9 protein-coding genes are annotated in these 13,951 nt (G+C 59.9%); 3 read left to right on the forward strand and 6 right to left on the reverse strand.

Features of this window, described 5'->3' with window-relative positions:
• Positions 1-148: 148 nt before the first annotated feature.
• A complete protein-coding gene (locus NKJ88_RS32385) occupies positions 149-907 on the reverse strand; it encodes a LuxR C-terminal-related transcriptional regulator (protein ID WP_352446911.1) in 759 nt (252 codons plus the stop codon).
• 1,321 nt (positions 908-2,228) lie between these two features.
• Between NKJ88_RS32385 and NKJ88_RS32390 the strand changes: the two genes are divergently transcribed.
• Positions 2,229-3,671, forward strand: coding sequence for a hypothetical protein (locus tag NKJ88_RS32390; RefSeq protein WP_352446912.1), 1,443 nt, complete (start codon positions 2,229-2,231; stop codon positions 3,669-3,671).
• A 273-nt stretch (positions 3,672-3,944) separates the two neighbouring features.
• On the opposite strand, the gene NKJ88_RS32395 is transcribed toward NKJ88_RS32390, so the two are convergent.
• Positions 3,945-4,889 carry a glycosyltransferase gene (locus NKJ88_RS32395; protein WP_352446913.1) on the reverse strand — a complete coding sequence of 315 codons (945 nt, stop codon included), beginning with the start codon at positions 4,887-4,889 and terminating at the stop codon, positions 3,945-3,947.
• A gap of 903 nt (positions 4,890-5,792) precedes the next feature.
• Here NKJ88_RS32395 and NKJ88_RS32400 point away from each other — a divergent pair.
• On the forward strand, positions 5,793-6,227 hold the full coding sequence (locus tag NKJ88_RS32400) for a hypothetical protein (RefSeq protein WP_352446914.1): 435 nt from the start codon (positions 5,793-5,795) through the stop codon (positions 6,225-6,227).
• Positions 6,228-7,062: 835 nt separating this feature from the next.
• On the opposite strand, the gene NKJ88_RS32405 is transcribed toward NKJ88_RS32400, so the two are convergent.
• The 4 genes from NKJ88_RS32405 to NKJ88_RS32420 all read right to left on the reverse strand — a co-directional run bounded on the left by NKJ88_RS32405 (position 7,063) and on the right by NKJ88_RS32420 (position 13,074).
• Positions 7,063-8,769 carry a tetratricopeptide repeat protein gene (locus tag NKJ88_RS32405; protein WP_352446915.1) on the reverse strand — a complete coding sequence of 569 codons (1,707 nt, stop codon included), beginning with the start codon at positions 8,767-8,769 and terminating at the stop codon, positions 7,063-7,065.
• A 55-nt stretch (positions 8,770-8,824) separates the two neighbouring features.
• Positions 8,825-10,231, reverse strand: a complete 1,407-nt coding sequence (locus NKJ88_RS32410) for an HlyD family type I secretion periplasmic adaptor subunit (protein ID WP_352446916.1) — start codon at positions 10,229-10,231, stop codon at positions 8,825-8,827.
• Positions 10,232-10,270: 39 nt separating this feature from the next.
• The gene (locus NKJ88_RS32415) at positions 10,271-12,574 is read right to left on the reverse strand and encodes a peptidase domain-containing ABC transporter (RefSeq protein ID WP_352446917.1); all 2,304 of its coding nucleotides are present in this window, start codon (positions 12,572-12,574) and stop codon (positions 10,271-10,273) included.
• Between the two features lie 320 nt (positions 12,575-12,894).
• Positions 12,895-13,074 (reverse strand): hypothetical protein, encoded by a 180-nt coding sequence (locus NKJ88_RS32420; protein WP_023715472.1) that lies wholly within the window; start codon positions 13,072-13,074, stop codon positions 12,895-12,897.
• Positions 13,075-13,699: 625 nt separating this feature from the next.
• Between NKJ88_RS32420 and NKJ88_RS32425 the strand changes: the two genes are divergently transcribed.
• The coding region (locus tag NKJ88_RS32425; protein ID WP_352446918.1) for a hypothetical protein at positions 13,700-13,951 on the forward strand (252 nt) is incomplete at its 3' end.

A 13,951-nucleotide genomic window follows, 5' to 3' on the forward strand; every position in this document is an offset into this window, starting at 1 on the left:
CCCCCCCACCATGCCCCTACCACCACAAACTTCTCAGCCCCTCCCGCTCACCACCTCCGACCCCCGCGCGCCCCCCCCCCCCCCCCCCGCCCCCCCCCCCCCGGCCCCCCCCTCGCCCCCCCCCCCCCCCCACCGCCTGAAACCACTATCACTCTTGCGCGAGAGCGCCTTCCCCGAAAAGATCGTTGACCTTATAGGCGACTTCCGTCCTATTCGTCGCCTTCAGTTTTTTCATGATATTTCGGATGTGCACCTTCACCGTGCTTTCGCGCAGGTTCAATTCGTAGGCTATGATCTTGTTCGCCTTGCCGCGCCGAAGCGCCTGAGCCACTTCAGCTTGCCGATGCGTGAACATAGTCGTCAACGGACGCGTGTCGCGGCTGCCTGAATCGATCAGGTGGCGCATAGACAAAACGCTGCTGGCCGGTACAAAGATGCCGCCAGCCGCTGCAAGATTGACGGCTTCGACACAGACATCAATACCAACTGAAGTCGGGATGTACCCACGTGCACCGCATTCAAGCGCTGTTAGTATTTGCCCGAGATCATCTGTGTCAGACAAAATTATTACCGGAACAGAACTGAACTCTGAAGAGATTAATCTAATCTCATCTGCAATGCCGCGGTCGGCTAATTTACGTCCGCCAAGGTTGAATAGAATGGCAGCCAGAGAAGGGTAAGACTCCTTCTTTATGCGCCATTCTTCGATCGCACCCATGGCGGCAATGGCCATACCGAGATCATGGTCTTTAAGGGCTGATGCCAGACATTCCCGGTCCAGGGCCCTTCCGTCCAGGATAAGTAGGCACTCTTTGTCGGCTTGTTCGTTACCCCTTCCCGTACTGTTCAAAGCAGCTTCTCGTTGACTTGCCGAATCGAAACTATGCAGTCCGATTGCAGAAACCATACTAGTACCCCAACTTTGCCTATACACAAAGCGACCCTCTGGCGGTCGCCATAACCCCCTCATTATTCTTGGATTTTTTGAAGTGTTCTACCCGTGAAGGCTTAGCCGGATCTCTCCAGCTTAGACGCTCATCATTTCCCCCTATGCCACCTGGAATTGTGTAGATTATGCTATACAAGTGGGTGCTAATCTAAGTTAATTTTCGGTGAACTTTTTTCTCACGTCATAGAACTCGCTGATGCGCGGCCAACAGGGGCTGGTCGACACGCTCACTTCATTGAATAACAGTTCGAGATTGGCAGAGCTGTCATGCTCATCCGATAGGCGGAAGCTGGGCAGACACTCCTCGGTGGCAAACTACCCCAAAGGCTTCGTTGACGAGATACGTTGCCAAGACGAACATGGATTTGCCGGCGTCTGCCCGGGCTTACGCGGTCTGTCTGCGGATATAGCGAAGACAGGATAGGGGAGCCACTCGCCCGCCCCAGTGGCTCCCCTATCGTTTTATGGGAGCGGCGCGCCGGGACAGCAAACGAGAATCCGCCTGCCAGCTTGGCTGGCAGGCGGATAGATGCTCCTGGACTTGACGCTTGGACCTCAGGCGTTTCCCTGGGGATCCGTCTCACTCAGACACCGCCCACCCCTTGCATCGCTGGAGGTCACGGTTTCGAAGGCTTCGATCAACTTCTTGGCGGCTTTGTTGGCAACGTGGGATTCGGGATACTGGGCGGTCACAGCCCGCGCCCGTTCGTAAATCTCCCTGAGTTGCATCATCTGCTTAGGGCCAAATGGGCCATGTATAACACGGGCGGTCATACCGCTTATCCTCCTCATGGAACTCTCGAGAACCCACCCCGTCACCAAGAGCACCCAATAATTTCAAACCTAACACGTCATTTCACGATTGTAAGCACAACCTGCCCGCTGGCCTGTGTATAAGAGTGACGTTTCGCGCCGTCGAGGCGTTCTTTAGGGTGCGTTTGCCAATTATCCGTTTGCAGGAAGGGGTAGGCCGGAATCGGAACGGCCGGCGGGTCGAAGGGTCCCGGACGTGTCGGCCTATGCCGCGCTTTGCTTCTCCAGCAGCAGGCAACCAACACGACATTTGGGCACCAGGCCGGCAGCCATTTTATCAGGCTCACCGGCAAAATAACTTTGCGCCGTGGGATCTGCCGCTGCTCGGGGCTACGGCTTCCTGCGGAAAGCAAGACTACGCCGTTTGGCTCTCTTGCCCAAGCTATGCACCTGTCGAATGATGCACTCATCGGATAGCGTCTTTCGAACGCTAGAATCACCAACAGGGAGAGAGGCTCAGTCAGCAATGCAGGTTTCTCTGCCGGGTCTTCTGGTGTGCGCGGCCATTCTGATCATTGCATACTATTCCCGAGGAATGCTGATAGTTGGGCTGATTGCTTCCCAGGCATTCGGCGCTACCGCCGTTATGACCCTGACTTTTTTGGGTGGGTCTTCTCCGCTCATCTACACCATGTTCGAGGCTCTGCTCGTCGCTGCCGTAGCTGCAAGACGACATATATGGATCGACTTAGGAAAGGTGTTTGGGAGCATCCGCGCGGTCTGGGTTCTTGCGGGCGTTATGGTTTACGCAGTTATTGGAGCGTGGCTGTTTCCAAGGTTCTTCGCCGGGGAGACGGCTGTCTTTGTCCAGTCGAAAATCCGCGGCACCGTCGTGGAAGCTTCGCTGGCTCCGGTTTCAGGCAATACCTCTCAGACAGGCTATTTCATTCTCGGTGGGCTCACGACCATCGCGCTTTGCACCCTGTTGCTGCACTCTGACAGGATAGACCAGCTACGCCGTGGGTTCTTTTTGTGGTGCGGCCTGCATGCTGGCATGGGGCTGATTGATTTCGTCAGCAAAAATGCCGGCGTGGGCGACGTACTCGCCCCGATCAGAACCGCCAACTATGCGATCATAAGTGACGCCTACGAGGCCGGTTTCGCACGCATCACAGGACCTTTTTCCGAGGCCTCTTCGTTTGCCGGCGCCTCCCTGGCCTGCTTGGCATTCTCCTATACATACTGGAGAATGACCAGGTCCAGTCTCGCCCAGTGGCTGTCGGCCATCCTGCTTTTCCTGACCATCCTGTCGACGTCCTCGACCGCCTATGTTGGCCTCACTCTGCTGTGCATTCCGGTCGCCCTCTCAATGTTGGCATCAGTTCTCAGGGGACGAGTCGAGCGGGAGGAGATATTGATCACCGTCCTGATGGTGCTGGGCGTGGCCGTTGTTATGGGCGTGAGCCTCTACCGGGCCGACGCGCTGGATCCCTTCGTCAGGCTCATCAACAGCACCATCATCAACAAGGCAGCTTCCGCGTCGGGCAACGAGCGCACCTATTGGAACCTCAAGAGCCTGCAGTCGTTCGTTGACACCAGTGGCCTTGGCGTGGGCTTCGGCAGTTCCAGGGCATCGAGCTGGCCGATCGCGGTTCTGTCCCAGCTTGGCTTCTTTGGGTCTCTGATGATGGCCATGCTGCTCGGTGTCCTGACCAGGGGATTGGGCGGGGTACAACAATGGGTGACGCCTGAGACGGCTGCAGTCGCAATGAGCATCAGGAACGCCGCCTTCGCCGCCATAATTGCCAACTCGGTGTCAGGCGGCAGCGCTGACCCAGGCCCCATCTTCTGCATCGCAATCGCCGTCGTCTCCGCCACCAGGGTCAGCGCCTTACGCATGGCAGCAGGATTTGAAAGACACAATCGCTATCAGGCGGCACAGCCCATGCCTGCTATCGATGCCGCTTAGGCGACCGGAACGCTACGCGACGCCCAGTGCCACTCGAGTTGTTTTGCCAGCGATGCCGGAAAAATTGGACTACTGCTTTCGTAGCCATTCACTGCTTCGCCGACTCCTTGTGATATTTGCGCGATCTCAGCAGCCGTATGCAGTGCCATGTGTCTTTGGCTCTAGGACGAGCTGATAAATGTAGGCTTGCGTTGGCAGCGGGCAATTTGCGATTGTGATATCGCGAGGCCTGCCCTTTTGGCAGCTACTCCAGAGGCGAGGTACCGGCCTGCTTTATCCGCCCAGCAGCAGGCTTCGCCAGCCCTGCAGGAAGCGCTGTTTAGAAGCGCGCGAGGCAACGTCCCGCAGTTCGCGGCTGGCCTGTGCCTTTTCGCTCGAACTGCGTGAAAGCGCTTGCCGCATCGCCTGTCCGATTGCAGTCGTGTCGTGTGGAGGAACTTGCACGCAGACTCCTTCCACCGCTTCCACCAATGCACTTCTCTCGGAGACGATCGGTAAGAGGCCCATATGGGCCGCCTCCAAGGCGGGCATTCCAAACCCTTCCAGAAGGCTCGGCAGAACGAATGCCTCAGCGTTCGCGTAGAGCCATCGCAACTGGCTGTCCGGCACATATCCCGGCAGCACCGTCCCTGGTATCGATTTCGCAAGATCGATGATCTTCTCGCGGCCGTCGCCTCGCGAGCCGCAAAGCACGTATTTGATACCTTGCTTGTAGAACCCGCCGTTTCGATATGCCTCAAGCGCCGTGATCTGGTTCTTGCGTGTTTCAAAGGCGCCGACAGTCAAGAAGAATGGCCCTTTGACAGCAGGAAGGGATTCCAGGGATCCATCAAACAGGCCCGTACGCACGTACAGCGGAATGGTGATCAGGAATCGGAAATTTGACCCATAGATGGAGACGAAATTATCCTTCGACCAATCGCTGACGAAAACAATCCCGGGCCTGTGTCTGCGGATTTTTTCATATGCGACACGGTAATTCTCAACGGTTCCAGAGTCATAGAGGAAGCTGTGGCTCAAAGGGCCGACGTCATGGCAGAGCACGACATCTTTTTCAGCCAGCTCTGACCTCAGCACAAAGAGCGGATCGAGAAAAACCCGGCTGTAGCGATCAGCGGCTTTGCTGCCGATCAAGCAATATCGGCTATCCTTAAGCCAATTGATTTCCAGCATCATCAGCCTTGCCGCGATCTTGCGCGCCAGCCCTTCGGGAGCCACCGCGCCAAGTCTCCAATATCGAACCCGTGCGTGCTGTGGTACGAACTCCTGGCAAAGGTCCTTTGCGATATGCCAAGCACCAGTCCGGTTCAATATCGATAACGAGTTTTCAAAGAGTGGACGACCAACGGCGAGAGCCCCGAAGGGCTCGGAACAAGTCGATCCAACTCTTCCCGCCGCCCTCCGTGGACCTTGCCGCTTTTCAATATCCAACGACCGTTCTCCAGATAGTGGTATCGAACCCATTGACGGCATTCATCCAATGCCACGGAAAAAATCGTCGTAAGTTTCAGTATGGTCGTGAAAAGGTATCGGGTAGTGGCTTTTTGTCAACGGAACCAGAGGACAAGAGGCTCCTTTAAAGGAGCAAGTTGGGTCTAACCTTATTGATAATAGTTGCCGCAGCGGGAATTCAGCCCAGCAGACTCCGAGCGTTCTTGCGCTCGCGATCATCCGCAGGCATCAGGCTGACTGTGCGTCATCGCTGGCGGCGCGCTATCACATCTGTTGCCGTGCTGGCCCATGTGGGTGGTACCGTCTCAGATGTGCTCGCGCGCGCCGATACGGCCACTCGGCGCCAGGGATGAGGGCCGGGATGAGGTGCACTCCTTTCCCTGCCTTCAGCATCGCGAAAGTCGTAAGCCCAGCCAGATAAGCATACACTGAAAGGCAGCGGCGCGGACGGCCCCAAAATCGAGACCTTCATCGTGGTCGAACACGGAGGCTGTCGGCCTTCTTCGACATCCTCGATCCGAGCCCCCGTCCATTCAGCTCCGATGCAGACTGCGCCAGGCTGCCGGCCTCAGCGCGATAAGGCACGATCTGTAAGTCGGCGATAGAGCGCTCTGCCGCCCCCGGCTCCTTCCATCATTCAAAAACAACTTAGATGGAGGGGTGTTTGGTGTGGATAAGCCTTCAACGGTCATTGGTCCCGCGAGGCAGGCCGAGCACTCTTGCCGTATGAAGGCGGAGTACGTTGAACTAGTCTTACTGGAGCAATCTCTTGCCAACGCTGGCGGGATGACCCGTCCGTTTTTCGATCGAGTGAGTGATGTCGCCGAGAAAACGGACGGTTCCATCCTGTTCGATGTTCGCGTCGATGGCGACATGCGAATCCAGAGGTTGGCGGCAATTGGGTATGGTGCAAATGGCACCGTCGCAATCATTATGGACAAGCAAGGGCAACTTAGCTCCGCTCCGATAGACGGCGACGAGGACAAAATTGTCGAACTAACCGTGTGGTGTTCTCTGCCGATGGCTGAGCAAGCCCGCGTTAGCTACACGGGCGCCATCGCGCTTTTGCTTGCGAAGCTTCGTCAGGCGGGATTCCTTGAATGAAATGGCCGCTCAACGGGCCGCCGTTCAGCAAATCGAGCAGAGATGGTATGGGGAAGCGACTCGCCTTTTGTGCCACTGTGAAAGGCGCTCATGTCAGCAACGTGGGCTTGCACCCTCCGCTAGGTTGCGCATGGTGCGGGTAGAAACGGTCCAGGTGGGCGTCAGTATGGATGCCTTTGTGGCGGGCGGGCATGACTCCGTGTCTGAAGACAAGAGCAATCCGATGTTCTGAGAACCTCTTCGAGCGAACCTTTAATCCAGGCGAGTTGACTGCTTTGCGCCCAATCTCGTTCGTTTCCGCGCAGCTTGGCCGCCTGTCAAAAGCGGACCTTGCTCGAGAAGATCAAGGGCGCGATTTGCGGCAGAAGCAGACATCGCAGGCTGGTGGCGGCGCAAAGACGCGGGCTAGGCACTGCAATCATGCGCTTGTCACGTAAGAGTGCCTGCTGACAAGCGACGGGCAGCTTGGGAAGGATGCCGCTCAAACTCTTAGGGGAATGTTCATTGGGGGAAGAAAGCCGACATGCAGAGTTCAGTCGAAATCGACCTCGCTGGATTCGGAACTGACGTCACCCAATCCTGCTGCGTGACGAGAAGTCTGATCTGATCACCGTACCCTACAGGAAGGCCGAGCTTGGCGCCGTCAGCACGGTCACCCAGGCGCGCATTGCGGACCAGAACTCGCACGACCCAGTTGATCGGCAACCAGATGAAGGAAAACGGACCACGGATATATGACCGCCAGGGGAGCAATTGGCTTCCGCACCAAACCTAGAATCCGCTGGTTTCTCATTCGTGGCTGACATGCGTTTGGCGCGCTCGCACTATGCGGGTCTCAACCCGGGGCGAGTTCGGCAAGTTCCTCGGCCGCTTCACTAATACCGTGTGCTGCTGCGCGCTCAAGCCATAGGCGACCGGCTGCCGGGTCGCGCTCCCCAGCGATACCCCTTGAGAAATAACGCCCGAGCATGAGTTGGGCTTGGCCGTGCCCACGTCCAGCAGCGGCGGAGTACCATTTCTGCGCCGCCGTTTGGCTGACCCGCACGCCCTGGCCAGTTCCATACATCGCGCCAAGTGCAAACATCGCTCCGGCGTGACCGTCGAGCGCGGCCCGCTCGAACAGCTGCATAGCAACCTTTGGCTCACGCGCGCCACCGCGGCCATTGAGCAGCATCTCGGCAAGCGCCACCTGGGCGTCGAGCAGGCCGGCATTGGCCGCCCGAGCAAACCAGAGGCGGGCCTGCGATAGGTCGGTCACCACGCCGCGTCCATCTTGCAGGAGACGGGCGTACATATATTGCGCCTCGGCGACACCTTCAGCCGCGCGCCTTAGCCATTGCGCCGCTTGGCCCTCGTCCTGGCGGACGCCAACGCCATTGGCGAAGCAGAGCCCAAGATTGAACGCGGCGATCAGGTCCCCCGATGAAGCGGCCGCTTCGAACCATCCGGCAACGCTTGCACGATCATCCGTCTCGCCGGCTCCTTCGAGAACAAGATTGGCGAGATCGACCTGTGCTTCCTGATTGCCGCCAAGTGCAGCGGCGCGTAGCCAGCGTGCCCCTTCTTCGAGATCCTGAGCCACGCCGTTGCCCGTCAAATAAAGCGAGGCCAAAGCGCGGGCGGCGGCCTGATGGCCCGCTTCGGCCGCCCGCCGATACCAGTTTGCGGATTCTGCAAAATCCGGCCGCTGCGTCTTCACATAGCGGTCGCCAAGGAGATAGGCAGCCTCAATATTGCCCGCCAACGCAGCGCGCCGCATCCACGCCTCTCCAGCAGATATGTCCTGGTCGACAAATGCACCATCAGTCAGTGCCAGTCCCAACCGGAACTGGGCGGAGGGAAGGCCTTTTTCTGCAGCAGCCTGATAGAGTTGAACGGCTGCGTCCATGTCGCGTACGACGCCGAGCCCGTGCTCGGTAAGGACCGCGAGAAGGTAGATTGCGGTCGGCAGACCGGCGTCGGCGGCGCGTCTTACCTCGTTTGCAATCCTGACCCTGTTTTCACGTTTGCCACTACGGGCGAGCGACAGGGCAAAGCCGAGACACCCCTCGGCGCAGCCGGCAGAAGCCGACTTCTCGTACCATCGGTGCGCCGCATCTGCATTGCGCATTGCTTTGGGACCGCTGGTAAGTATATAGCCGAGGATCGCCTGTCCGGTGGCCGAGCCCGCCTCAGCCGCCTTGGTGGCAAAATCGAACGCCGCTGTGAAGTCCGGTTTGCCCGAGGAATCCGCCATGAACAATTGGTCGGATTCGGAGCCCTTGCCGTCGCCTTCCTTAGCCACCAGCCCGGTCAGGTAGAGAGCAGCGAGCAGCGCTTGCGCATCGGCGCTCCCGTGGTTGGCTGCCCGCAGCAGCCATCGCGCCCCTTCCATACGGCTTGGCGGCACACCCGAGCCTTCGAGATAGCAACGCGCGACCCGGTACTCGGCCTCGACGATCCCCGCGCGCGCCGCGGTCGCCATCAGCGGAAAGGCTTCTGCGGGCTTGCCGCTGTCAGAGAGCTGGATCGCTCGGCGCAACGCTGCCGCCGGGGAGGCCAAGACAGTCAGCCGATCCAGGATTGTCATCGATCCGAGCCTCCGAAAACACCTTGCGCTATGGCTCCCGCATGGCTTCCTGGCCGATCGGGAGCATCACACCGAGAATATATTTGAGCACTGTGCGGCGGCCGACCTTAACGTCGGCGGTCACCGGCATGCCAGGGCTCACGGTGAAACCGGCAGGCACGCCGTGGAGGGCGACTTGGTCGATGGAAATCCGCGTGCGATAGAACGGTTCGGCGTCCGAAGGCAGCATGGCCAGTGAGCTGTTCGGATCGCGCGCCTGATCCTGCGCAGAGAAGGAATCAGGGCTGAGCGTCCGCACGGTGCCATGAGCAAGGCCGTATTGCGAATAGGGGAAGGTATCGAACTTGATGACCACCGGGTCGCCGATATGCACAAAGCCGCTGCTGCGGCCGACGATGTTTGTCTCGATTTCAAGCTGCGCGTTGGCCGGCACCAGCGTAATCAAGCGCTCGCCGGACTGCAGGACCGAACCGACCGAGACCTTGGCCACGGATTGAACGATCGCGTCTGCTTCGCTCTTCAGCTCGACCAATTGCTTACGCAGCTTTGCCTTGTTGTGAAGTTCACGGGCGTCCGACATGCGCGAACTGGCTTCGGACAGGCTCTGTGAAACATCCGCTCGCCAGCCCTGAATATAGCCGTCGCGCTCGGCGGCCACCGCCGCCTGCTGGAGCTTTGCGGCTTGCGCGGTCTGCTCGGCATTGCCGAGCGCCCGGGACATTTCCGCGCGATTATCTTCGGCGAGCAGCGTGTTGAGGCGGCTGCCCACCTGCCTTGCTTCGAGCTGCTTGCGCATCTCTTCGATCGAGCCCGCGACCGCGAGCCGCTGGCGGTAGCCATCTGCATCCGATAGCGACCGCGAGATTACGGAACTGAGTTCGTCGCGCTGCCGGTCGAAATTCTCGACCTTGGCGTCATAGACCGCCTTGCGGCGCTCAAAAATCGATGCCTGCAAGGTCCAGCTTGGGTCGAGACCGTCATAGTTGAAGGTCTGGCCGTCCGCTTCCGCTTTCAACCGCGCGACTTCAGCTTCAAGTGTCGAAACCTGCATCCCGAGCGCCGCCAGATCGGCAGAAGCAAAAGTCGCATCGAGGCGAGCAAGCACCTGACCCGCCTGCACGTGCTGTCCCTCACGAACGTCGATCGAGCGCACGATCGCCGTCTCCAGCGGCTGCACGACCATATTGGGCGATTTTGACACCACGAGTCCTCTGGCCGTTACAACCTGATCGACCGGTATCAGTCCGGCCACGGCGATCAGCGCGATGACCAGGCTCGCGATGATCCAGACGATGCGCCGCGCCGCCTGCGGAATAGGAGCATTGGCGACAGCCGTCGACGGCCACTGGAATTCGAGTATGGCTGGCGTCGTCAGATCCCTCGTTTCCATCCGATGCCGCCGAGAGGGGAGGGTGATGAGAGAGGTGCTACTCATGGGTTACCGGACCTGAAGCGCATCTGAGTCGTGGCATCGTCAAACCAAACGCGGTGGGATGGCGACCGGGCGGCCATGACGGCCGTCGAGGTGCCGGTTTTGCTGCGACCACAGCTGGCGATACAGCGCGCAGCGCTCGAGCAGTGTCGAGTGCGGCGCGACGTCAAGGACCTTACCTTGATCCATAACCAGGATGTTGTCGCATTCTGTTAGCGAGGACAGCCGGTGCGAAACGATGATCATCGTGCGGCCGCTGGCGATGCGCATAAGATTGGCGCTTACCACTGCCTCGCTCTCCGGGTCGAGCGCGCTGGTCGCTTCGTCGAGGATGAGAATGGTCGGGTCGTGGATGAGGGCGCGTGCGATCGCCAGCCGCTGCTTTTGACCGCCTGACAAATTGGGCGAACCTTCCTCGATATAGGTGTCATAGCCATTGGGCATGCGCTCGATGAATTCCTGGGCGCCGGCGAGGTGCGCGGCGCGCATGGCATCGGAAAGCGTCAAGCCTGGACGCCCGGCGATGATGTTATCGCGGATCGACCCGCGAAAGAGAAAATTGTCCTGCAGGACCACGCCGAGCCCTTGGCGAAGATGGCGTAGGTTGATCTCCTTGAGGTCGACGCCATCAAGTTTGAGGAAGCCACTGTAGTCGCGGTTGATTCCCTGTAGGAGGCGCGCGATCGTTGATTTTCCCGAACCGCTACGCCCAACAATGCCAAACATGCTGCCGGCGGGAATGTGGAAGCTGACCCGGTCAAGCGCCGGTGTCTTTGTAGCGATGTAGCTGAATGTCAGGTCGCTGAAAGTGACCTCGCCCACAAGCCTGGGTCTCAGGCCGGTGGAATTCGAACTGCTCTCCAGCGGCCGGTTGAGAACCGAGGCCGCCTCGCCAATAGCTGCACCGACCTCCTCGTAGTCTTCAACCAGTCGGGCCAGGCCGACCAGCGGCTGCGCTACGCGCTGGGAGATCATCATGAAGGCAAACAGGCTGCCAACCATATAGCCCGAGCGGTCGTTCAATGCGAGATAGGCGCCGATCAACATGGTGCCGAGCACCATGACGCGTTCGATCGGCGTGACCAGCGTCTGCGGCCAGCTTGCAAGCTGCCCGAAGGCGAGGCGAGCCTTTCCGGCTTCCGCTACGCGCTCATCCCAGAGCGCCTTGCGCTGCGGCTCGAGGCCGAGCGCCTTCACTGTCTTGATGCCGACGACAGTCTCGCCAAGCGCTGCCGACTTCCAGGTCTCGGCTTCGACCACTCGCTGGTATCTGAGGCGCAGCGGTCTGAGAAAGGCAAGGATGATCAGCATGATCACGGCCGCGCACGCCATTACCACCCAGGCGAGTGTGGCGTTGATGTAGAACATGACCGGTATCAGCACGCACAATGTGATCAGATCCAGGAACGTGCTGAGAAGTTTTCCGGTCAGGAACTCTCTAATACGATAGACTTGGGCAAGATGATACATCGTCTCGCCGGCCGGATGACGCTCGAAATAGTCGAGCGGCAGGCGCAAGAGCCGGCTAAAGACGTGCAACTGCAGCTTGGTGTCCAGACGGGCGCCGACGACGTTGATGATCAGTCGCCGCGCATGGCCAAGAAGTGTCTCATAGGCGAAGACCACGGCAATCACCGCAGACAAGAGCAGCAACGTCGAGATGCTGTTGAACTGCAGCACCTTGTTGACCAGCGTCATTACGATGAGTGGCGGCAGGATGGTCAGAATGCTCAGCGTGAACGAGGCAATGGCTATGTCGCGCAGGGGCTGGCTTTCTAGCCGCACCAGTTGGGTGAGCCAGTGAAGGGTGAAAGGCGCATCCGCCGCCACGTGCGACCGTGTCGCGCGCAGCAGCACCGCCTCGCCCGTCCACACCCGCGACAGCCGAAGCTCGTCGATGGGGGTGGCCTCACCGTCGTCCGGCGCGTCGGCACTTTTGAGGAAGACGACATTGCGCTCCGCACTCGCTCCGGTCAGGAGGGCCGCGCCGCCATCGCTGAACAACAGCACGACCGGTCCGGTATCCTGGAAGCGCAAAAGATGTGACCAGCGGATACGCAGGGCACGCGCCCACATGCCGGCGGTCTGCGCCCATTCGGAGAGATCGGTAGCGGTCGGAACCGCGCTCGCTGTCCTGAATTCGTTGGGGTCGAGTTCGACGCCATGATAACGCGCGGCCTGCAGTACTGCCTTGATGCGTGGCCCGATCTGGTCGCGCTCGGCGGGACCGCCGGGGGTCCGCGCCGCCGCGTTGTGGCCGCCCGCTTGGCGCGCTGCGACGTCGCCTTCGGCGTCGGCACGGATCGAGGCCGGCTGGTCTTCGGCGTTTACGGGCACGTTTACCATGGATTTCTCATCCGGTACGCAGGGCGAGGGTTCGAAAATGCCCAAGCCGAGGTATTTGCCGAGGTTTCCGGCAACGCCGCATTATACTTCGAACCGACCGGCCACGCGACTCTGATGCCAATCCCTGTTTGAAAATGATGAACGCGCGAATTCCGCTCTCCCGCGAAGTCCGCGCGTACGTTTCGTCCTGTGTGGTCATGGTGGCTGACCATGGTCGAGAACCCAATAACCTGGAATGATCAGCGCGCGGGTCCGCTTTCCAGCGAAGCCCGCGCGCCTGGTTTAATCTGGACCATTTCCTGTCCAGGTTCACTCACTGCTCACTCATGCGGCTTCAGAATATCCTTCAGAGCCTTCTTCACTGTGTCGTCGGTGTTGGCGTAGCCGGCGCCCTGCTTGGTCTTGTCCGAGATCAGGTCGGTGCTCGCACCTAACGGCTTGTTCTGGTTCTGACCAAATCCACTGATCGTGTTGAGGACATTCAGGAGGTCGGTCGTCACCGAACTGGCCGCCAGACCAACAAGCTGCCGGAACGACGCATGGCTGACGGCACCACTGTCGGTCGAGCCGGATCGCAGGAACTGCGTCGAGTCCTTTAGGCCCAGCGTATTGGTCGTGACGTTGGCTTTGTGACCAGGGCCGTTTTCGGCATTGTTATGGTTCCCGGAATTGCCAGGTGCATCCTGATCTCCGTTGCCAAAGCCGTTATTGCCATGGTGGTGGTCACCTGTGTCACCGCCCGGGCCGGTCGCTCCGGTCGCTCCCGTCGATCCGGCTGAGCCAGTCGCTCCGGTCGAGCCAGTAGAGCCTGTTGCACCAGTCGAGCCAGTAGCTCCGGTCGAACCGGTTGCTCCCGTGGAGCCCGTTGCACCAGTGGCGCCGGTCGCACCAGTCGCGCCGGTAGAGCCCGTTGCACCAGTCGAGCCTGTCGCCCCGGTATCACCTGTGGCTCCGGTAGCACCAGTCGAGCCAGTAGCTCCGGTCGAACCGGTTGCTCCCGTGGAGCCCGTTGCACCAGTCGAACCTGTGGCTCCCGTGTCGCCAGTTGCACCTGTGGCGCCGGTCGCACCAGTAGATCCGGTAGAGCCCGTTGCACCAGTCGAGCCTGTCGCCCCGGTATCACCTGTGGCTCCGGTAGCACCAGTCGAGCCGGTCGAGCCCGTTGCACCGGTCGCGCCGGTATCACCGGTTGCTCCGGTCGAGCCTGTCGCACCAGTAGAGCCGGTGGCGCCGGTCGAACCTGTCGCTCCCGTATCGCCGGTCGCACCTGTGGCTCCGGTAGCACCAGTCGCGCCGGTCGAGCCCGTTGCACCGGTCGCGCCGGTATCACCGGTTGCTCCGGTCGAGCCTGTCGCACCAGTAGAGCCGGTGGCGCCG

Source organism: Mesorhizobium sp. M0016 (assembly GCF_040324035.1).
Lineage (GTDB): Bacteria > Pseudomonadota > Alphaproteobacteria > Rhizobiales > Rhizobiaceae > Mesorhizobium.

Bases quoted from the DNA above. Each gene is read 5' to 3' on its own strand.
- NKJ88_RS32385 (WP_352446911.1), bottom strand. From the start codon at position 907: ATGGTTTCTGCAATCGGACTGCATAGTTTCGATTCGGCAAGTCAACGA.
- NKJ88_RS32390 (WP_352446912.1), top strand. From the start codon at position 2,229: ATGCAGGTTTCTCTGCCGGGTCTTCTGGTGTGCGCGGCCATTCTGATC.
- NKJ88_RS32410 (WP_352446916.1), bottom strand. From the start codon at position 10,231: ATGAGTAGCACCTCTCTCATCACCCTCCCCTCTCGGCGGCATCGGATG.
- NKJ88_RS32415 (WP_352446917.1), bottom strand. From the start codon at position 12,574: ATGGTAAACGTGCCCGTAAACGCCGAAGACCAGCCGGCCTCGATCCGT.